Consider the following 19,875-nt stretch of genomic DNA (forward strand, 5'->3'; position numbering starts at 1 on the left):
GGTCACCGCTCCGAATCACATCTGCGCGAGTACCAACTCAGCAGCCGGTCGCGCGGCTTCGGCGACAAGCGGAGACAAGGACAGTCGGGTGCGGCGCTCCAAGACATCCTCGACGGTGAGCGCGCCTTCTGCGGCTACGCCGAAGCACAGCTCGGCACCGGTCACGTCGGTCCCGTCGGCGACCGGACGGCCGAGAACCGCATCTGATTCGGCGAGGGCGAGCACCGCTGGCGCCTCCGTGCCGTACTTGGCGACGAGGCGCTCCGGGGCCGCGAGACGGGCCAGCTCAGCTGCCGGATCGGGCCCGGTGGGCGCGCCGACTAGCGGGAGCGATCGAGTCCGGCACTGCGACGCAGGCAGTGCCGATGCCGTGACCGCGGCGTCGACGGCGTCCTGCGCCATCCGTCGGTACGTGGTCAGTTTGCCGCCGACCACAGTCACCAGGCCGTCTTCTCGAGTGAGGATCGCGTGCTTGCGCGACACATCGGACGTCTCGCCCGTGCCGGAGTCGAGCAATGGGCGCAGGCCGGAGTACGTTCCGATGATGTCCTCGCGCGACAGTGGAGTGCCGAGCGCCAGATTGATTGTGTCGAGGAGAAAGTCGATCTCGGACGCGTCTGCCTGGGGCACGTCGGGAATCTCCTGGCCTGCGTCCTCGTCGGTGAGGCCGACGTAGACGAGGCCGTCGGGCTGGGGGAGAGCGAACACGTACCGTCCGAAGCGGCCGGGAACCGCGACGGTGAGACCGGCGCGGAGCCCGCCGAAACTCTCTTGACTCATCACCAGGTGAGTGCCGCGGCTCGGGCGCAGGGCAATCGCCGGATCGACCTGTGCGGCCCACACTCCGGTCGCGTTCACCACTGCCTTCGAGCGCAGCTCGAAGCGGTGGCCGGTCAGCTCGTCCGTGACACCGACGGACGTACCTGTCACCTGGTCGGCTCGGGTATGCGTCAGTACTGTCGCGCCGAGTGACGCCGCGGTGCGCGCGATGCCCACGACCAGTCGGGCGTCGTCGTTGAGCTGACCGTCCCAGTTCAACAGACCGCCGCGTAGCCCCGCCCGCTTGACGGTCGGCGCGAGTGCCTGAACTTCGGCGGCAGCGATTCGGCGTGACCGGGCCAGGGACGACGACGGGGTCCGCGCCGCGACGCGCAACGCGTCGCCGGCGAGGAATCCCGCACGAGTGAGTGCGGCGTCGAAGAAGGAGACGTCGTCGGTCAGCGGCACGACCTGGGGCAACGGACGCACGAGGTGCGGTGCGATCCGGCGGATCAGCGCATCGCGTTCCACGGCACTCTCGTAGGCGATCCCGACCGCAGCGGACGCGAGATAGCGGAGCCCGCCGTGCACGAGTTTCGACGACCACCGGCTCGTCCCGAACGCGAGGTCGCGGCTCTCGACCAGAACCGTCGACAGGCCGCGGGACACCGCGTCGAGCGCGACGCCCGCGCCGGTCACGCCACCGCCGACAACCACGACGTCCACCGTCGGCGACGCGGCGAGGCGCTCGAGATCGGCGGTACGACGGGCCGGAGACAGCAGCGATGCCCGATCGATGGCGGGATGCGTCGAGAGCAGGTCGGTCGTCATGGTCGGAGATACCTTTCGAGGAGGTCGGCGAGTTCGTCGTCGAGCATGTCGATGTCGTCGGAGTCGGTGAAGACGGGGCCAGTGAGGGTGAACGACCAAGCCATCTGGAGCACGGTGGCGGCGATGCGGTGCGGGGCGCCTTCGCGGATCTCCCCGTCGCGCTGCCCGACGACGATCATGTGCTCGATCATCTCCAGTTGGCTGCGAGAAGTGCGGCCGGTTCGGTGGAGCAGGTACGGCACCAGAAACTCAGGATCCAATTCGATGATCCGTTGCAGCAGGGGGTGGCGCCGAACCTCGCGGACGAGATGGGTCAGCGTCACGATCATCGACTGTCGCGTCGCGCCCCCGTCGGTCACTGGCGCGGCCGCCGCGATTCGCGCGAACTCGAGTGTCGTGACCTGTGCGGCAAGGGATTCCACATTGGGAAAACGGCGGTACAGGGTCGCGCGGGAGACGCCTGCCGTTCGCGCGACGTCGGCCATCGTCGTGCGTCGGATACCGATCGTCGACATGAGTCGGGTGGCGGCGTCGAGGATCACGTCTTCGCTGATCGCGTTCGCCGCAGTGCGTTTCTCCGGCGGCCTCGTCGACTCATTGATTCGCTGCGACACCATGTGTAAGACTGTATCAGCAAACGCGATCGGAAGGCCGTACCCATGAGCAGCAATGAGCTCGACGTGAACGTCGTCGATTTCGTCCCCGGACGTTGGGGCGACCCCGGTGACCCGATGCATCTGTCGGACTCGGTGGCCGGAGCCCTGAGCATGCTCGGCATCACCGAGCAGGCACCCGCCCCGGCAGCCCTTGTGCTGCCGTCGTCACGACTGGACTCGAACGCGCTGGCCGCCTTCGCGGGAACCGGTGCGTCGGTCACGACCGACGACACGAGCCGAGCGGCCCGCCTCCGGGGTTTCTCGACGCCGGATCTCCTGAAGTTCCGCGCCGGAGACGGCAGTGACGCCCCAGACGCCGTCATCGCACCGAGTACCGCCGACCAGGTGGCGGCCGTCCTCGCCGTCTGCGATGAACAGCGCGTCGGACTAAGCCCCTTCGCCGGGGGAACGACAGTCACCGGTGGACTGGTCCCCGACCGGTCGCGCCCGGTGATCAGCCTCGACCTGCGTGGCCTGACCGGACTGCTGCATCTCGACGAGACGTCACAGATCGCGACGTTCGCGCCGGGCACCCGACTGCCCGACGCCGAGCGGCTCCTCGGTGAGCACGGTTTTGAACTGGGGCACTTTCCCCAGTCGTACGAGGGTGCGACGATCGGTGGATGCGCCGTCACCCGCTCGGCCGGCCAGTCGTCCATCGGATACGGGCGTTTCGACGACATGGTCGTCGGATTGACGATCGCCACACCGCGCGGCGTCGCCGAGATCGGCACGGCCCCAAAGTCTGCGGCGGGCCCGGACCTGCGCCAGCTGTTCCTCGGCAGCGAAGGCGCGTTCGGAGTGGTGACCCGGGTGCGTGTGCGCGTACACCCGACGCCCGTCGTGCGGCGGTTCTACGGCTGGCACTTTCCTGACTTCGCCGCGGGTGCCACCGCGATGCGCGTCCTCGCACAGTCGAACATCAGACCGACCGTGCTTCGGCTCTCAGACGAGGCGGAGACCGGGCTCAACCTGGCGAACCCGTCGGCTGCGGGCAGCGCGAACGGACCAGTCGGCGGTTGCCTGATGATCGTCGGCTTCGAAGGCGACGCCGCCGACGTCGAATGCCGTGACGCCTACGTCTCCGCTCGTCTGGACGAACTCGGCGGAGCCGCACTCGGCGCCGAGCCGGGCGAGCACTGGCGGGAGGGCCGGTTCCGCGGACCGTATCTGCGCGATCCGCTGCTCGACGCTGGCGCGCTGGTCGAAACACTTGAGACGGTCACCTTCTGGTCGAACCTCGATCGGTTGAAGTCTGATGTCACCGAGGCCGTCACGGGCGCGCTCGGCGGCCAAGGCACCCCGGCGGTCGTGATGTGCCACATCTCGCACGTGTACCCGACAGGTGCCTCGCTGTACTTCACGGTCATCGCGAAGGCCCTCGCTGACCCGCTGACCCAGTGGGCCGAAGCGAAGGCCGCGGCGAACACTGCGATCCGGTCGGCCGGTGCGTCGATCACCCACCATCATGCGGTCGGTACTGACCACCAGGCCACATATCTGGAGGAGATCGGCGATGTTCAGCAGAAGGCGCTGCGGGCAGTGAAGGCGGCGCTCGACCCCAACGGTGTACTCAACCCGGGGATCCTGCTGTCGTGAGCGTCCCTGCGAACTCGCTGCGCATCGTCGCCGTCGTCAACCCGATCTCCGGAGGCGGCGCGTCGAAACAGCAGTGGCCAGCCGTCGCCGCCGCATTGGCGAGCGAAGGCGCCAGCGATGTCCGCGTCGTCGAATCAGAGTCGTCCGAGCACGCCACCGAGGTCGCCGCGGAGTCCGCACGATCGGGAGCCCTGACGGTCGCTGTCGGCGGCGACGGTCATGTCCGTGACGTGGCTGAGGGCGTGCTCACCGTGGGCGGCGCGCGAATGGGCATCGCAGCGGCAGGCCGGGGAAACGACCTGGTCCGGCACCTCGGCCTGCCGAAGGATCCGGCGGCGATCGCCGCCGTCCTCACCGGCGATACGACGCGCCGGATCGACGTCCTGGACGTCCGGCGTCCCGACGGCGTCACCACGATCGCGGTGGGAAACGTGTACGCCGGACTCGACTCGGAGGCGACCGAACTGATCAACAGTCTCCGCTGGATGGGGCCGGCCGCCTACCGGGTCGCCCCCGTGATGGCGGCAGTGCGGTGGAAGCCGATCCGAGTGTCGATCACCGTCGACGGCGAGGTGCGTGAGTCTCTCGCCCACATGGTGGTCATGGCCAACTCGGGTGACTACGGCCACGGACTGCGGATGGTGCCGAGCGCATCGGTCGACAGCGGCGTCATCGAGGTCCTCCTCCTGCGCGGTGATCGATCGAAGTATCGGCTCGCACGCCTGATGAAGCAGGCCCAGACCGGGTCGCATGTCAGCCGACGAGAGGTCGAATTCCTCAGCGGCACATCGATCACGATGACGTCCGACCGTCCTGTCCCGGTGTACGCCGACGGCGACTACCTCAGTGAGGCTCCTGTGACGATCACCGTTCGGCCCCGCGTGCTGCCGATCGCGGTGTCATAGGCCAGCCGGTCGACCAACGGTCCCGCCCGCAGCGTGGCGCTTCTGGCCCGGCTGAGGAGTCGCCGCCGACACGGATACTACTGTGACGTGCATGACAAATGTTGATGCGTCGAACCCCGATCTCCTGACAGTCGACGTACCCACGCACTGGTACAACCTGGCCGCTGAGCTCGATGAACCGATCCCGCCGCACCTGCACCCGGGAACGAAGGAGCCTGTCGGGCCCGACGATCTCGCCGCGCTCTTCCCGTCGGGCCTCATCGCGCAGGAGGTGTCGACTGAGCCGTACATCGAGATCCCGGAACCGATCCGCGAGATCTATCGGGCGTGGCGTCCGGCACCGCTCATCCGAGCGCGCCGTTTCGAAGAGGCGCTCAACACTAAGGCGCGCATCTACGTCAAGTACGAGGGCGTCAGCCCCGTCGGGAGTCACAAAACGAATTCGGCTGTCGCACAGGCGTATTACAACAGCATTGACGGTGTGAAGAAGCTGACGACCGAGACCGGTGCCGGGCAGTGGGGCAGCGCCCTCGCCTTTGCGGGCGCACAGTTCGGCATCGACGTCGAAGTGTGGCAGGTTCGAGCCTCCTACGACTCCAAGCCATACCGCGGATTCCTCATCCGCACGTATGGCGGCACCCTGCATCCGAGTCCGTCGAATCTGACCGAGGCGGGTCGCGCAATGCTCGAAAAGGACCCGGACACGACGGGCAGTCTCGGCATGGCGGTGTCGGAGGCCGTCGAGGTCGCCGCGAAGAACGACGACACGCGCTACGCGCTGGGTAGTGTGCTCAACCACGTCGTCCTGCACCAGAGTGTCATCGGTCAGGAGGCTGTCGACCAGCTGTACGCTGTCGAACCCGGTGGTGCCGACATCGTGTTCGGTTGTGCCGGAGGAGGGTCGAACCTCGCCGGGCTGTCGTTCCCGTTCATCCGTGAGAAGCTCAACGGCCGGAGCAGCCCACGTATCGTCGCTGCCGAGCCGGCTGCCTGCCCGTCGATCACGGAGGGCGAATACCGCTACGACCACGGCGACGTCGCAGGCCTCACGCCGCTACTGAAGATGCACACGCTCGGCATGGACTTCGTCCCCGACCCGATCCACGCGGGCGGCCTCCGTTATCACGGCATGGCGCCTGCGCTCAGCCACACCGTCGACCTTGGCCTGGTGCAGGGGACGGCGATCGGGCAGCACGACGCGTTCAGCGCAGGCGTATTGTTCGCCCGCACCCAGGGCATCGTGCCCGCACCGGAGTCGACCCACGCCATCGCTGCGTGTGCCGCGCACGTCGCGGACAATGACAAAGAAGAAGTAGTGGTCATCGGTCTGTCCGGCCACGGCCAACTCGATCTGCCCGCGTACGCAGACTTCCTCGACGGCGGCTTCTGACGCGGCAGGGCGTTCGGTTGAACGGGAGATGAGGCGGCCGAAGCAAATACTGAGTGGGGTCGCCCGCTCGGCCTTCGCAATCGCCGAGATCGGTCGGCTCACCGGCCGGTTCGGACTAATAGTCCACCCCGGTCGATGAGCGAACGGATCTGCGCACCATCGCCCTGTCGTGTCGACTCCGCGGGCGGTGCCGTCGGGCCTGAGTGATCGCCCGGATATCGGCTAGGGTCTCGTCCCAGCCGAAGATGATGTCGTCGTAGGTCAGGCGCATCGTCATCCATCCGTCGACCAGGGCGCGCCGATCGCGGTGATGATCGAGTTCGTAGTCCTCGCGCGAAGCGTGGTGCAGCACGGAGTCGCACTCGAGGATCAGCTTGCCGAGCCGCAGGTCCGACCACTGAACCCCGGCGATGTTCGGTTGGACGACGACGTCGTAGCCGAGGGCTTTCAGGCGGACCCTGGCGATGGACTCTGTCCCGGATTGCGACCGCGGGTCGGTGCGGTAGAGCAGGTCGCGAACCGTCGGGCCGATCCGGCCCATCGCCGCGATCAGATCGTCGACGCTGATCCCGGTCGAGTTCAGGTGCGAGTCGCAGACGGCGATCCACTCGTCCGGGGACAGACATCGGACCGCGTACTTGAGCGCGACGGGGATGGAGTCGACGGCCTCTGGCGTCGACCGCGCCGGACCCTGCAGAGGACGGCAGGCGCGATTTCGCCCGGTCATGCCGGCGTTCCGCCGCAGGTGCAATGTGCCCGAATGCCCTGGCGGCACCCATAGTTCATGGAAGCGCAGCGCAGAGACGCAGGCTAGGATTCCGCCGTCCCGCACTGCTGTCGCCGCTGTCGCGTCATGGAGGCGCGCGGCGAACCAACCGTCCCGGAGCCGGACCAAGTCGCCGGCGGCGACAGCACGCCTTATGTCGGCGTCAGCGTAGTCGCGGACCCGCAACTGGCTGCGCGTGTAGATCCCCGAGTCCCTCATGTCAGGTCAGACGCGGCGGGCCAGCGATCGGTTCCGCGACACGCTGGTGTGGTGTGCCCGAAGGCGAGAAGGATACCGGGATTCGTCGGACGGCCGAACCACTGATTAAGCTGGAAGTATGTCGAAAGTGCTGAGCTCTCTGCCCATTGGGGAGCGCGTTGGAATCGCGTTCTCGGGTGGCCTGGATACGTCCGTTGCCGTTGCCTGGATGCGCGAGAAAGGCGCGATTCCCTGCACGTACACCGCTGACCTCGGTCAGGCCGACGAGCCGGACATCGCTTCCGTGCCCGGGCGCGCAGGTCAATACGGCGCGGAGATCTCACGACTCGTCGACTGCCGGTCGGCGCTCGTCGAAGAGGGACTCGTCGCTCTCCAGTGCGGCGCGTTCCACATCCGCACCTCGGGTAAGACGTACTTCAACACCACTCCGCTCGGCCGCGTCGTCACCGGCATGCTGCTGGTCCGCGCCATGAAGGAGGACGGTGTCGACATCTGGGGCGACGGCTCCACTTACAAGGGCAATGACATCGAGCGGTTCTACCGCTACGGCCTCATGGCCAACCCGCAGCTGCGCATCTACAAGCCGTGGCTCGACACCCAGTTCGTCGAAGAGCTCGGCGGACGCCACGAGATGAGCCAATGGCTCACCGAACGGGACCTCCCGTACCGCGATTCGCAGGAGAAGGCGTACTCGACGGACGCCAACATCTGGGGTGCCACGCACGAGGCGAAGACCCTCGAACACCTCGACCACGGGCTCGATGTCGTCGAGCCGATCATGGGTGTCGCCGCATGGCGCGACGACGTCGAGGTCGTGACCGAAGACGTCTCGATCCGCTACGAGCAGGGCCGTCCGGTCGCCATCAACGGCGAAGTGTTCGACGACGCCGTCGCGCTCGTCGTCAAGGCGAACGAGATCGGCGGCCGTCACGGCCTCGGTGTCTCGGACCAGATCGAGAACCGCATCATCGAAGCGAAGTCGCGCGGCATCTACGAGGCGCCGGGAATGGCGTTGCTGCACATCGGCTATGAGCGTCTGGTGAACGCGATCCACAACGAGGACACCGTCGCCAACTACCACAACGAGGGCCGTCGTCTCGGTCGCCTCATGTACGAGGGCCGGTGGATGGATTCGCAGGCGCTGATGCTGCGCGAGTCGCTCGTTCGCTGGGTCGGTTCGGCTATCACCGGCGAGGTCACCGTCCGACTGCGTCGCGGCGACGACTACCACTTCCTCAACACGCAGGGTCCCGGCCTCTCGTACCACCCAGACAAGCTGTCAATGGAGCGTGTCGGTGATGCCGCGTTCGGTCCGTCGGACCGCATCGGCCAGCTCACCATGCGCAACCTCGACATCGCGGACTCGCGCGCCCGCCTCGAGCAGTACGCGCAGCTCGGCGTGGTCGGCGGTGCTACCGCGGACCTCGTCGGGGAACTGTCGGTCGGCGGCGCGCAGGCCATCGCGGGCGGCCAGCCCGAGGATCGGGCTTCGGAGTCGCTCGACCGCGCGGCGATCGACTCGGGCGTCGACTAAGTCACTCGACAGGCCCGCAGACATTCGGCCAGACGCAAGGAGCGCATCGCCTCGGCGATGCGCTCCTTCTCGTTTTCCTGGGGTCGGGTCAGACGTTGACGCCGTAGTCGCGTGCAATGCCCCCGAGGCCCGACGCGTACCCCTGACCGATCGCACGGAACTTCCAGTCGGCGTTGTTCCGGTACAGCTCGCCGAACAGCATCGCGGTTTCCGACGACGCGTCCTCGGACAGGTCGTAGCGGGCCACCTCGGAGCCGTTCGCGCGATTCACGACGCGAATGAACGCGTTGCGGACCTGGCCGAACGACTGTCCGCGTGCGTCCGCTTCGTGGATCGACACCGGGAAGACGATCGACTGGATGTTCGGCGGGACCGCGGCCAAGTCGACGTTGATCGACTCGTCGTCGCCGTCGCCTTCACCGGTCAGGTTGTCGCCGGTGTGCTCGACTGAGCCGTCGGGCGAACGCAAGTTGTTATAGAACACGAAGTGCTGATCGGAGAGGACCTTGCCGTCCGCACCCAGGATCAGCGCGCTGCCGTCGAGGTCGAAGTCCGCACCGGTCGTGCTCCTCGCGTCCCAGCCGAGACCGATCGTCACGGAGGTGAGGCCGGGAGCCTCCTTCGAAAGGGAGACGTTTCCGCCCTTGCTCAGGCTGACGCTCATAGTGGAATGCCTTTCTCTGCGCGGTGGTGTCGTCCTGCAAACTCGCGGCAGGACGACTCGTTGATGTGTACCTAATAATCAATCACGACGAGCCGCCGGGATGGTCCCGCACGAATGACGTTATTTCAGGTGAGAGTCGCCGGACCTGGTGGTGCCGAGCGCTTTACGCTTGGCCCGCCGCCTGCCGAGTAGGTAGAAGTCGGCGGCCACACCGATCACGATGCCGATGATGACGCCGACGAGGGTGGCGCCGCGGAAACCGGGACCGTCTAAGTCCAGGTGCAGGCGTCCCGCGTTGGCGCCCTGACCGGATCCGACGACGATCGCCAGCGTCAACAGGTTGGGGACCAGCAGCAGCAGGGAGACGACGCCGAGAAGCCACGACGCGATGTTTCTGGGGGTCTTGCCGATCGAGAAGATTGCGAGGAGGGCGAGCAGTAGCGGCAGAGCGGAGCCGATGATGCCAAAGAACAGCCCCCAGAAGGTGCCGGACGTGACACTCCGGTTGATCCGATTGCCCATCGTCGTACCCCACCAGTCGGGGAGGAGACGTTGCAGGACGAAGTAGCCGATCACGATGATCACGACGGTCCCGACGCCGAGGATCACTTTGTTCTTCGTCGACAGGCCCGGCAGAGACCATCGATGAGTCTTACTCGAGGTCGGGTCGTCCACGGGTTCCGGTGGTACGCCAGGCAGTTCGCTCATAGAACAACTGTTGCACAGACCGGCGTTCTCCGACAGAGACCTCGTCGAGAGCGCACAGTCGGCGGTGTAGCCAGAACGGATGATTCTCCGCCGGTGCATCCGCGGTGCGTATGGAATCGGCGTTACGGTCGAGTCCCCGCTATGGCGAAATACGTCGATCGAAGCGTGGATCTGTCGAGGGTTGAACGCAGGAAGAGGGTACGTGCTCGGCGTCAATCGGATCGGTGTGGTCGAAGACCACGCCTCTGTGGTCCTGGGAGTCGAGGCGATGCTTGCTCACTGCCCAGACCTCACGGTGGCGGCGTCCGCGCCGACGGTGCCCGAACTGCTCGCCGAGACGGTGGACCTCGAATTGCTCGGGCGAGTGGCGCGACGTCGGATCAGCCGAGGTACGGGGTAACGAACGGGATTGCCTTGTTCGCGGTCTTCCCGTTGAAGCCTTCGCCGATCGCGCGCATCTTCCACCCGTCGGGCTCTCGGTTGACCACGGCCATAGTGACGCCGGTGAAAGGCATGCCGCCCGCCAGCGTGTAGCGGGCCAACTCCGCGTTCGTCGTCTGGTCGATGAGTCGGCAGTAGGCGTTCTGCACTTCGGCGAACGTCTGGCCGCGATACGACGTGACGACGAAGACGAGGTTGTCGACATGCGGTGCGATCGCGGCGAGGTTCACCGAAATCACTTCGTCGTCGCCAGCACCTTCACCCGTCAGGTTGTCGCCGGAGTGGATGATCGAGCGGTCCTTCGCCTTGAGATGGCCGAAGTAGACGGTTTCCACACACTGCCCCTGCGAGAACATCAGGACGGACGCGTCGAGATCGATGGCGCTGCCGCCGCCACCGCCGCCGAAGAAACCGCGCTTGGCCGACCGCTGCACCGGGTCCCAGCCCAGACCCATCCATACCTGGGCTAGCGCGACACCGCCCTCCTTCCGCAGCGACACCTTCTGGCCCTTGACCAGCGAGACCGGCCGGTCCTTCGACAGATTGACCTCGGGGGCGGCCGGTCTCGCTGGTCAAGGGCCAGAAGGTGTCGCTGCGGAAGGAGGGCGGTGTCGCGCGAGCCCAGGTATGGATGGGTCTGGGCTGGGCCCCGCTGCCGCGGGCGGCAACGCGGGGGTTCTTCGGGCGGCGTGGCGGCGGATGCGCCATCGAGTCGACGGACACCCCGTGGTCGCGGACCAGATCGGCGAAGCCGCCGGCATAACCCTGTCCGACGGCGCGCACCTTCCACTGGCCGTTGCGCTGGTAGACCTCGACCGCGATCACCACGGACTCGCTGGTCAGACCGTCCACCACATAATCGAACAACGGCGCGCCCGCGGCGTCGAGCACGTGCGTCACCGGTGGCGCGAACTGACCGAAGCTGCGCGACGTGTCGTCGAGCGTGATGACCGCGCGGATCGCGACGATGTCGGCCGGGACACCCATAGTCGAGATGTGCAGGCGTCCGTCCCGCAACTGCACGCCCGGACCGGACGGCTGGTTGAAGAATACGAAATCGGCGTCGCTGCGCACCGTGCCTGCCTCGGTGACCAGCAGTGCCGACACGTCAGCTGGCGCGGCCACCTCGACCGATACGATGACCTCGGTCCCCGGCAACGGGGCGTTCTGGCCTTTGGCGAGTGATGACACGAGATACCTCTACTTCTCGGCGAACGCCGGATCGGGAACTGGAAGGTCGAACACACCGGCATCGGGGACGGGGCCCGGTGCGTGGGCGGCGAACCAAGCGAGGATCTCCTCACCCGCCGCGATCCCCGCGCGCCGCGTGACAGCCAGACCGGGGATCGTCCACCCGGAATCATGCAATTCACCGTGCTGCGGGCGGATCGCGTGATCGGCCGACTCGAGCATGTCGGCGTCCAGCCGACCGTCGCCCGCAGCGAGGACCGGAGCATTGGGCGACAGAACCCCCTCGGCGACGAGACGGCGACGGACCTCGGCGATCGCCGCAGACTTGGTGACCGCGACTGGCATCGCATAGATTTTGCGCCCCTGCTGAGACACCGTCCATCCGCGCGGACCACACCACTCGTTCCACGATGCGACGAAGTCGGCGGGCTGTCTGTCGGTGTCGACGACGAGATAGACGAACAGATCGTCCGCGGCACGTGTGGAATGGACCCACGACTCATCGATCCTCGTCAGGAGATCGGCCTGCAGGTCCGCGAGCGGTACCGAACGCTCCCGGACTCGGGCGTGCAGCGCAGCGCGCCACCCGGTGTCGTCCTCCCCGTCACACAGGATTCGACCACCGTTCGAGACCACCGCGAACCGAAACGGAGCCCCCGGCAGCATGATCCGCTCGAACTGGGCGCGCGTGCGGGTGGTGACCGGGACGACAGGGGTGCGCGCCGCCAGCGCGGCCAGTGCGTCGACGGCCGCCCGCGTCATGAACGACAGCGGCGCGTCCCGGTAGATCTCGACGCAGACGACGTCGGGACCGGGCGGTGCGGCGAGCGCCGACTGCGAATAGATCATGGTGCGGTCGAGGTCGGTGGCGATCAGAGCGTTCACACATTCTCCTTGATCAGGCCGACGCACGAATAGGCAAGGTCAGGAACCACGTCGACGGGCACACCGCGTTCGGCGGCGAGCATCCGAATGTGCTCGTGCTCGGGCAGATCTGGTTCCCGCACCAAGATCCGCCATGGGACCCGGCGCAGCAATACGCGCGTAGTCTCGCCTATCCCCGGCTTCACGAAGTTGATCGACGACAACTCATACCGTTTCTGCATTGCTTCGACCGACGCCCAACCGTCCCATTCCGGGGTGCGGTCTGCGGTCCGTAGGCGCGCCGCCTGATCGACGGCGTCGTCGGCGACCGACCCGAACTCGGCGGTTACCGCGTTCAGGAAGCGATTGGACACGTCGAAGGGGGCAAGGTCGCGGTAGAACTTCGCGCCGTGGAAATCGCCCGGACCGATCAGTTCATCGTTCAATACGGTCCGCGAGACCAGCCCGGACACTGTCGAGTTGAGGCAGGCCGAGGCGATCAGGAAGTCGTCGCGCGTCCCGAACAAGCGGGTGCACGAACCCGGGTCGGCGAGCACCGCGAGTTCGTCGTTCAATCGCGCGCCGCCCGCCGCCGCGTACTCGTCGAGAGCTGCGGTCAACTCCCGCGCGATGGCGCCCTTACCCGTCCACCCGTCGACGAAGACCACCGAATCCGGGTCATGACGTTCGGCGATGTAGTCGAGCGCGACGGCGTCGATGCCGCGGCCACGCACGATCGAGACACCGTAGTGCGCCGGCGCCACCGACCGGGTGAAGCGAATCCACCGGCCGATGAGGACCCCGATCGGTGTGCCCGCACGCGCCAACGACACCAATGTCGGCTTCGACGAACGTTCGGCGAGAATCAACTCGGCGACCGTCCCGACGGCTAGCGCGAGACGCGGCGCCGACTCGGCCAACGACGTCTCGAACAACTCCAGATACTCGGCGCCCGGCTGGAACTCGACCGGCAACGACTCCGCGTAATGCGCGAGACCCGCCTGGATGCGGCGTTCGCGTTCGACGACGTCACCCTCCAACGAGAACTCCGACAGATCCTTGAGCAACCACGCGACCTCGTCGGGAGGGTACGAACCGAAGTCGGGGGCGCGCAACGGGTCTCCGACAGGTGCGGGCCGGTTGCCCTGGCGTGTTCGAGCCTCAATCAGTCGGGCCGGGTCACTCGACGGGATCGTTACCACGACGATGCGGTGCCCGGCCCTCGACAAGACGTCCAGAAGCCCGCCGTCGGCGCGCAACGCGTCGGTGTCCGCCGGATCGTCGATCACCAACAGGACAGCAGGCGTCGTCGCCGAACCCGGCTCGGCGACGTTGTAGAGAAAGCGCCCCGCATCGTCGACACCCTCCGGTGACGGGAAACAGAAGCCGCGACGCAGTGGGTAGCCGTCTTCGTCCACCACGTGGGCCGGGGACCGCGACGTCGTTTGAAACGACGCCTGAACACCTTGGTGGGCAAGACGTTCGGCGATGCACAATGGCAGATACATGAGCTCTTCGTGGCCGACGACGGTGACTGGTTCGCCGTCGGCGAACACTCCCCGCAACCCGTCGGCCAGGTCGTCGACCGCCCGATGGAAGCTGGCGGTGTCGGCGGCGAGGAAGCCGTGGCGACCACCGTCGGGCACGGCAGCCGGCCACGGCGCCGACACGAACTCCACGGTCCCCGGTACATCTGCCGTCGGATTGAGCGCCGCGGGCGCCAACGCGCACACCCGGTCGGTGAGATCGTCGGGCAGTGACACGGTGCCCGTCGCCGATGCCACGAAGTCGATCGTGATTCCGATCCGGTCGGCGGCCGACGCACACTCGGCGCGATGGGCGGCCGACCGCATGTCGACCAGCGACGCCACCACGTATCGGTGGTGGGGATCGAGACCGTGCAGCGCCTCGATCGCCTCGACCGCTGTTCGCCCGGTGCTGATTTCATCGTCGACGAGCACCACCGGAACTGTCGGATCGGTTGCGAGGAGGTCGCGGTCAGTGGGCTGCAATAGGTGGGTCGTGGCATGCGAGTGACCCTCTTCGAACGATCCGTGGACCGTCGCCGACGGGACCGCCCGCCGGGTTGAATGCAGGTACCGGGCGGCGACCATCCGTTCGGCGACGCAGTGGCCGAGCCCGGTTGCCGTCTCCGCGAAACCGAGGACAGTCGCGGTTTGAGCGTCGTCGCCGAGCAGGCCGACGACGGCGTCGCCGAGCGCGTCCGCAGCCTCGCGCACCCGGGCAGGTGGCGTCGGCAGATGCTTGCCGAGCACCGTCGACACCAACAAGTGCGCACGTTTGGGATTGCGGCGTAGCCCGAGACGAACCAGTGCGTCGACGCCGGTCACCGTCGCGCCGAACGCGTCCGTGACCCACGAGCTGGTGGGGGCGTTCGCGGTCACTCGCCGCTCCATTCGGTGAGAAGGTTGACGAAGTTCACGTCAGGGCGCGTCACCCCGAACACGTGCGCACGGTCGACCACGTCGAGCGCCCAATTGCGGTGCGGCTTGAGCTCGTTCATCTTGTTCCCGTACGAGGACGCCTGCGCGCCGCCGCCGTCGCGGTCGAGGATGTCGAGTGCGTCGGAGTACTCCTCGTCGCTGACGCACGACAGCGCATGCACGGCCCCGACGTGGACCGGATGAATGACGGTCTTACCGGTGATCCCGTTCGCGCGGTCGAGGGCGATCTCGCGGAGCAGACCGTCCATGTCGCGGCTCACCAGATGCTGTCGGAAGTAGACGGCGTCGTGCTCCCGGAACGGAGTGTGCCGCAATGTCGGCGCGAACATGCGCTCGTGGTTGGCGAAGTACTCCCACACCGGGCCGGTGATGACGAATCCCGTCCCGTCTTTGCGGCCGAGCATGTTGACGATCGTCGCGATCACGTCCGCCGCGACGCGAACGTCGTAGACGGTGACGTCGCGGTCACGGCGGATCCCGAACAGCCCGCAGATGTCGGTCGCGCCGATCCGCACGGCCAGGACTCGGTTGCGGTGCCGGTTCAGGACGTCGCGGATCGCGACGAGTTCCGCGTCGCGCGTCTCCCGGGCGACGATGCGGGTCGTCTCGAGTACCGGCATCGCGTACAGCGGACGATCCAGGTCCCGGGAGGCGGCGGCGATCGCATCCAGAGCAGCGGAGCCGGTCTCTGCTTCGAACTTAGGGATGACGAACCCGGCGAGACAATGCCCGGGTGGGAGAGCCCCCGTGATCGTCTCGATGTGGTCGATCGACCGGACTCGCACGAACAGCAGCACGCCCGACCAGCCGTCGTCCGCGAACGACGCGATCGTGTCGATCGTCCGCGCGAGGGCGAACGCCTCGTCGTCGTCGGCGACCGCGTCCTCCAGGTCGATGACCATCGATGTAACACCGGCGGCCGCTCGCCGACGGATCACGGCGGTCAGGTCCGGTCGGGTCGCCGGAACGTACAGGGTCGCGCCGAGCGCGATCGCGATGTGTGCGATCGGCGAATCGAGGGTCACCGGCTGCGGTCGATGACGAAACAGGCGGTCGCGCTGTGTCTCGGTGAAATGCGGAAAGTGAGTGATGCCGCAGGCCACGGTCGTCTCGGACAAGGTCATCTCCTTCGTGGGAGTCGTGTCACGGGCGCGCCACCGCATCGCGCATCCGGCCGATAATCTCGGTGATGCGGCGGTCGACGGCGCGCAGCTGGGTGAGATAGCTCCAATAGTCCGGGTGGATGCGTTCGAGCGTCGTCCCCGCCCGGTCGATCCGATCGCTCTGCGCGTCGAGAACCGACCCCCAGTCGCGTTCCAGTCCGTGTCCGAGCGCGAAATGCTGTGCATCGCGCACCCGGAACCGAACTTGAGCCGAAGCCTCGACTGGATCCCGGCGCACCTCGCGCAGGTCCGCCAGTCGGTCGAACGCTCGGTCGAGTGCCTCGTCGGCGTGCGCCAACCGGGTCCGTGCGTCTTCTGCGGCGGCGAGAGACTCGTCCGGTGCGCCCGCGAGCCTCGATCGCGCGCGACCGAGTTCGGTTGCCGCGGCGGCGAGATCGGCGCGCACCTCGTCGGGCGTCGACATCAGGTCGGCCGAACACTCCGAGCTGAACTCGCGGAGCAGCGCCGACACCACGTCTGGGATCTTGTCTAGACGAGTCGAGACGGCATCCATCCGAGTGTCGAGCGAGCGGATGGTCCGGTCCGCGTCGGCAGCCAAACCGGGCGCCTGCGCGAGGAGTTGCTGCACGTTCTGCGCCGCCGCGACGACGGCTTCGCCGGTGCGTTGCCGATCGGCGACCCCCGATGCCGCTTCGAACGCCGACAAGTCTTGGGCGAGACGGTCGGCCCCCGCCCGGACTGACGACAGCCCGACATGTTCGGGGGGCGCCGCGTCGAGAGCCGCCAGCGCGTTGGTCGCTGTCACCCGCGCGTCGCGATCGGCCTGTTCGGCGCCCGCGATCGCGGCGTGGCCCGCAGCCAGTGCACGACTGTGCGACGCGGAGAAGCGCTCCAGTGTCGCCGACACCTGGCCGAAGCCGCGCAGGCAGGCGTCGACTGCGGCCGGTGTCGCCTCGGGCGACGATTCCGCGGTCACCGTGAGGTACTGCGAGATGACGGCGTCGTACTGGTCGCGCACCGCGTTCCACTCGGCCGACGGAATTGAGTCGGCCGACACCGAGCGAGCAGCACGGACGGCGGGCGCGACCTGGCCCATCGCCGACTCGCACGCGAAGAACGCGTCCGTCAGCGCCGCGAGCTGCGCACTGGTAGCGCGGTCTTGCTGCGGCCGTCTGCCGAACAGGCTGCGACGCTGGTTGCTGGACACTCTTCGATGCTATCGATTTCGGAGACGGGCGCCTGGTCGGCCGAAAACGACCCGGTCGAGGAGAACTTTCACTTGCGGCCCGCGGTCCAGTTCATGCCGAAGCCGTACGCGGCGTCGACATCGCGCTGAGCGCCTCGGATGTAGCGGACTTCGCGCTGGACCTGCATCTCTCCGTTTACGTTGGTGAGCATCGCGATGGCGCATGAGACCGACTGGTCGTCCGCCGAGTCCAAGCGGACTTCGACCTGCGGGCCCGACGTCGGCATCAACGTCACGACACCGTTCGCCGCCGACCAGTTGGGTGCGCCCTCGTAGATGTACGCGAAGATCAGCACTCGACGAAAACGGTTCACGTCGCCGAGATTGATGTGCAGGTTCTCGCCGCCGACGGAGCCGCCGCTGCGGTCGTCGCCGTCCAAGAAGATGAACGGCGGACGGTCGAGGTCGCCGAACGAATTGCCGAGCGCCTGAACGACGCCCTTGGATCCGTCGGCTAGCTCGTACATCGCGGCGAGGTCGAGGTCCACAGCAGTGTTGCGTTTGAAGAACCCGCGCGACGGCGCCGACTGCGTCCAGTTGAGATTGACCCGCATCGTGCCCTGCGCTTCACCACGTTTGGTCAGCGACACCGACGGGGTGTTCTTGTCGAGGGTCACTTTGTTCATGTTGATCGCCATGGTCTGCCGTCCTACTTCGCGTCGATGGGTTCGGGTTCAGGGATGGATTCGGCGGCCTCGCGGCGCTTCCTGATGATGCTGGTGACCAGCGCCGCAGCGATCAGGACGATACCGACGAGGCCGGTGACGACTTCGGGGACATGGGTGCCGATCGAATACATGAGGATCAGTGCGAGCGCGCCGATCGCCCAATGCGCACCGTGTTCGAGGTAGACGTATTCCGACAAGGTGCCCTGGCGGACCAGGTACACGGTCAGCGAACGGACGAACATGGCGCCGATCAGACCGAGGCCGAGGGCGATGATGATCGGATCCGCGGTGATTGCGAAGGCACCGATCACACCGTCGAACGAGAACGACGCGTCCAGGACTTCGAGGTACAGGAACAGAAAGAAGCCAGCCTTGCCGGTCGCCTTGACCAGGCCGGACGGCCCCGACGAGCCCTCGCCTTCTTCTTCGGTGTGGAACAGCGAACCGAGGCCATCGACGACGATGTACGCGATCATGCCGAGCGCACCCGCGATCATCACGGTGCTGGCCTTGCCTTCGGGCGCGATATAGCTCGCGGTGATGACCAGGATCGCGGTGGCGATGACAACGTTGAGCATGTCGAGCTTGCCGATGCGGATCAATGGACGCTCGATCCACGAGAGCCAGGTGATCTCCTTGTCCTCGAAGATGAAGCCGAGGAACAGCATGAGAAGGAACATTCCGCCGAACGCCGCGATCTGCGGGTGCGCGTCGGTGATGATCGTCTCGTAGCTGGGGTCGCCGTTCGCGAAGTACGCGGCATCGCCTGCGGGCGGGTTCAACGCGAGGTCGAGGGCGTTCACGGGGTTGAGCCCGGACGCGAGCCACACCACGGCCAGCGGGAACAGCACCCGCATGCCGAACACGGCGATCAGGATGCCGACGGTGAGGAAGATCTTCTGCCAGAAATCGCTCATCCGGCGGAGAACGGTGGCGTTGATGACGGCGTTGTCGAACGAGAGCGAGATCTCGAGGATGCCGAGGATGAGGGTCAGGAGCAGTGCTTCTGGCCCGCCGTAGATGAACGCCACCACGAGCGCGACGATGGTGATGAGGAACGACAGACCGAATATTCGGAGGATCACGTGCGGTGACGGCCTTTCAGGTGGAGCCGGCGCGCGTCTGCGGTGTGCAGTGGGTCAGCGTCGCCGGTGCAGGCGAGCGCACCGTCGAATCGACGGCGCGCTCGCAGCAACGGAGGAGTCGGACGTCAGACGTTGACGCCGAAGTCGCGGGCGATGCCCGCAAGGCCCGACGCGTAGCCCTGACCGATGGCGCGGAACTTCCACTCGGCACCGTTGCGGTACAGCTCGCCGAACACCATCGCGGTCTCGGTCGACGCATCCTCGGACAAGTCGTAACGGGCGATCTCGGAGCCGTTTGCTCGGTTGACGACGCGGATGAACGCGTTGCGGACCTGGCCGAACGACTGGCTGCGCGCGTCAGCATCGTAGATCGAGACGGGGAAGATGATCGAGTCGACCTCCGGCGGAACAGCGGCCAGGTCGACGTTGATCGCCTCGTCGTCGCCGTCACCCTCACCGGTGGTGTTGTCACCGGTGTGCTCGATGGAGCCGTCCGGTGAGCGCAGGTTGTTGAAGAAGACGAAGTGCTGGTCGGAGACGGACCGCTTGTCGGTCTTGAGGGCGATGGCGCTGCCGTCGAGATCGAAGTCGGTGCCGGTCGTGGTGCGCACGTCCCAGCCGAGGCCGATGGTGACGGCCGTCAGACCGGGGGCCTCCTTGGTGAGGGAGACGTTGCCGCCCTTGGTCAAGCTCACACCCATGTGCATTCCCTTTCAATCGGCGAGCTGGATGCTCGGTGTCGACGCGTACCCCCGAAGCC

Annotated in this window: 17 protein-coding genes and 1 pseudogene; 5 read left to right on the plus strand and 13 right to left on the minus strand. The window is 66.8% G+C overall.

Annotated features, from left to right (window positions below; all coding sequences use genetic code 11):
- Window positions 1–15 precede the first annotated feature (15 nt).
- A complete protein-coding gene (locus MP11Mi_RS06885; RefSeq protein WP_420041549.1) occupies window positions 16–1,590 on the minus strand; it encodes a glycerol-3-phosphate dehydrogenase/oxidase in 1,575 nt (524 codons plus the stop codon).
- Window positions 1,587–2,207 carry a TetR/AcrR family transcriptional regulator gene (locus tag MP11Mi_RS06890; RefSeq protein WP_420041550.1) on the minus strand — a complete coding sequence of 207 codons (621 nt, stop codon included), beginning with the start codon at window positions 2,205–2,207 and terminating at the stop codon, window positions 1,587–1,589. The genes MP11Mi_RS06885 and MP11Mi_RS06890 overlap by 4 nt, the downstream gene beginning before the upstream one ends.
- A gap of 42 nt (window positions 2,208–2,249) precedes the next feature.
- Here MP11Mi_RS06890 and MP11Mi_RS06895 point away from each other — a divergent pair, with 42 nt between their 5' ends.
- The 3 genes from MP11Mi_RS06895 (at window position 2,250) to MP11Mi_RS06905 (ending at window position 6,140) form a co-directional block, all read left to right on the plus strand.
- Entirely contained in the window at window positions 2,250–3,845 is a 1,596-nt protein-coding gene (locus MP11Mi_RS06895; protein ID WP_420041551.1) for an FAD-binding oxidoreductase, read from the plus strand.
- Complete coding sequence (locus MP11Mi_RS06900; RefSeq protein ID WP_420041552.1) at window positions 3,842–4,750, plus strand: diacylglycerol/lipid kinase family protein; 909 nt, start codon at window positions 3,842–3,844, stop codon at window positions 4,748–4,750. The genes MP11Mi_RS06895 and MP11Mi_RS06900 overlap by 4 nt, the downstream gene beginning before the upstream one ends.
- A 91-nt stretch (window positions 4,751–4,841) precedes the next feature.
- On the plus strand, window positions 4,842–6,140 hold the full coding sequence (locus MP11Mi_RS06905) for a TrpB-like pyridoxal phosphate-dependent enzyme (RefSeq protein WP_420041553.1): 1,299 nt from the start codon (window positions 4,842–4,844) through the stop codon (window positions 6,138–6,140).
- Window positions 6,141–6,255: 115 nt separating this feature from the next.
- Here MP11Mi_RS06905 and MP11Mi_RS06910 read toward each other — a convergent pair whose 3' ends face one another.
- The gene (locus tag MP11Mi_RS06910) at window positions 6,256–6,867 is read right to left on the minus strand and encodes a hypothetical protein (protein ID WP_420041554.1); all 612 of its coding nucleotides are present in this window, start codon (window positions 6,865–6,867) and stop codon (window positions 6,256–6,258) included.
- A gap of 376 nt (window positions 6,868–7,243) precedes the next feature.
- Here MP11Mi_RS06910 and argG point away from each other — a divergent pair, with 376 nt between their 5' ends.
- On the plus strand, window positions 7,244–8,659 hold the full coding sequence (gene argG / locus MP11Mi_RS06915; RefSeq protein WP_420041555.1) for an argininosuccinate synthase: 1,416 nt from the start codon (window positions 7,244–7,246) through the stop codon (window positions 8,657–8,659).
- A gap of 88 nt (window positions 8,660–8,747) precedes the next feature.
- Here the strand turns inward: argG and MP11Mi_RS06920 are convergent, their stop codons facing one another.
- Both MP11Mi_RS06920 and MP11Mi_RS06925 read right to left on the minus strand, forming a co-directional pair.
- Window positions 8,748–9,323 carry a TerD family protein gene (locus MP11Mi_RS06920; RefSeq protein ID WP_420041556.1) on the minus strand — a complete coding sequence of 192 codons (576 nt, stop codon included), beginning with the start codon at window positions 9,321–9,323 and terminating at the stop codon, window positions 8,748–8,750.
- Window positions 9,324–9,443: 120 nt separating this feature from the next.
- Complete coding sequence (locus tag MP11Mi_RS06925) at window positions 9,444–10,031, minus strand: hypothetical protein (RefSeq protein WP_420041557.1); 588 nt, start codon at window positions 10,029–10,031, stop codon at window positions 9,444–9,446.
- Window positions 10,032–10,212: 181 nt separating this feature from the next.
- On the opposite strand from MP11Mi_RS06925, the gene MP11Mi_RS06930 reads away from it, so the two are divergent.
- Entirely contained in the window at window positions 10,213–10,431 is a 219-nt protein-coding gene (locus MP11Mi_RS06930; RefSeq protein ID WP_420041558.1) for a hypothetical protein, read from the plus strand.
- Here MP11Mi_RS06930 and MP11Mi_RS06935 read toward each other — a convergent pair.
- The 8 genes and pseudogenes from MP11Mi_RS06935 to MP11Mi_RS06970 all read right to left on the minus strand — a co-directional run bounded on the left by MP11Mi_RS06935 (window position 10,412) and on the right by MP11Mi_RS06970 (window position 19,816).
- Window positions 10,412–11,663 (minus strand): annotated as a pseudogene (locus tag MP11Mi_RS06935) (TerD family protein). The gene MP11Mi_RS06930 and the pseudogene MP11Mi_RS06935 overlap by 20 nt on opposite strands.
- A gap of 9 nt (window positions 11,664–11,672) precedes the next feature.
- The gene (locus tag MP11Mi_RS06940) at window positions 11,673–12,548 is read right to left on the minus strand and encodes an HAD family hydrolase (RefSeq protein ID WP_420041559.1); all 876 of its coding nucleotides are present in this window, start codon (window positions 12,546–12,548) and stop codon (window positions 11,673–11,675) included.
- On the minus strand, window positions 12,545–14,932 hold the full coding sequence (locus tag MP11Mi_RS06945; RefSeq protein ID WP_420041560.1) for a phosphoribosyltransferase: 2,388 nt from the start codon (window positions 14,930–14,932) through the stop codon (window positions 12,545–12,547). Before MP11Mi_RS06945 ends, MP11Mi_RS06940 begins: the two co-directional genes overlap by 4 nt.
- Window positions 14,929–16,116 carry an HpcH/HpaI aldolase/citrate lyase family protein gene (locus MP11Mi_RS06950; protein ID WP_420712847.1) on the minus strand — a complete coding sequence of 396 codons (1,188 nt, stop codon included), beginning with the start codon at window positions 16,114–16,116 and terminating at the stop codon, window positions 14,929–14,931. Before MP11Mi_RS06950 ends, MP11Mi_RS06945 begins: the two co-directional genes overlap by 4 nt.
- Before the next feature lie 19 nt (window positions 16,117–16,135).
- Window positions 16,136–17,323: a hypothetical protein gene (locus MP11Mi_RS06955; protein WP_420041561.1), complete on the minus strand. Its 1,188-nt coding sequence runs from the start codon at window positions 17,321–17,323 to the stop codon at window positions 16,136–16,138.
- Window positions 17,324–17,391: 68 nt separating this feature from the next.
- Window positions 17,392–18,000, minus strand: a complete 609-nt coding sequence (locus MP11Mi_RS06960; RefSeq protein WP_420041562.1) for a TerD family protein — start codon at window positions 17,998–18,000, stop codon at window positions 17,392–17,394.
- A gap of 11 nt (window positions 18,001–18,011) precedes the next feature.
- Complete coding sequence (locus MP11Mi_RS06965) at window positions 18,012–19,115, minus strand: DUF475 domain-containing protein (RefSeq protein ID WP_420041563.1); 1,104 nt, start codon at window positions 19,113–19,115, stop codon at window positions 18,012–18,014.
- A gap of 125 nt (window positions 19,116–19,240) precedes the next feature.
- Window positions 19,241–19,816 (minus strand): TerD family protein, encoded by a 576-nt coding sequence (locus MP11Mi_RS06970; protein ID WP_420041564.1) that lies wholly within the window; start codon window positions 19,814–19,816, stop codon window positions 19,241–19,243.
- Window positions 19,817–19,875 lie beyond the last annotated feature (59 nt).

The organism is Gordonia abscondita, assembly GCF_032711245.1.
In the GTDB taxonomy this organism is placed as follows: Bacteria; Actinomycetota; Actinomycetes; order Mycobacteriales; family Mycobacteriaceae; genus Gordonia.

What these genes read in the sequence shown, in the direction of transcription:
- MP11Mi_RS06885 (WP_420041549.1), bottom strand. Translation starts at nt 1,590, where the DNA reads ATGACGACCGACCTGCTCTCGACGCATCCCGCCATCGATCGGGCATCG.
- MP11Mi_RS06890 (WP_420041550.1), bottom strand. Translation starts at nt 2,207, where the DNA reads ATGGTGTCGCAGCGAATCAATGAGTCGACGAGGCCGCCGGAGAAACGC.
- MP11Mi_RS06895 (WP_420041551.1), top strand. Translation starts at nt 2,250, where the DNA reads ATGAGCAGCAATGAGCTCGACGTGAACGTCGTCGATTTCGTCCCCGGA.
- MP11Mi_RS06905 (WP_420041553.1), top strand. Translation starts at nt 4,842, where the DNA reads ATGACAAATGTTGATGCGTCGAACCCCGATCTCCTGACAGTCGACGTA.
- MP11Mi_RS06910 (WP_420041554.1), bottom strand. Translation starts at nt 6,867, where the DNA reads ATGACCGGGCGAAATCGCGCCTGCCGTCCTCTGCAGGGTCCGGCGCGG.
- argG (WP_420041555.1), top strand. Translation starts at nt 7,244, where the DNA reads ATGTCGAAAGTGCTGAGCTCTCTGCCCATTGGGGAGCGCGTTGGAATC.
- MP11Mi_RS06920 (WP_420041556.1), bottom strand. Translation starts at nt 9,323, where the DNA reads ATGAGCGTCAGCCTGAGCAAGGGCGGAAACGTCTCCCTTTCGAAGGAG.
- MP11Mi_RS06925 (WP_420041557.1), bottom strand. Translation starts at nt 10,031, where the DNA reads ATGAGCGAACTGCCTGGCGTACCACCGGAACCCGTGGACGACCCGACC.
- MP11Mi_RS06950 (WP_420712847.1), bottom strand. Translation starts at nt 16,116, where the DNA reads ATGACCTTGTCCGAGACGACCGTGGCCTGCGGCATCACTCACTTTCCG.
- MP11Mi_RS06960 (WP_420041562.1), bottom strand. Translation starts at nt 18,000, where the DNA reads ATGGCGATCAACATGAACAAAGTGACCCTCGACAAGAACACCCCGTCG.
- MP11Mi_RS06970 (WP_420041564.1), bottom strand. Translation starts at nt 19,816, where the DNA reads ATGGGTGTGAGCTTGACCAAGGGCGGCAACGTCTCCCTCACCAAGGAG.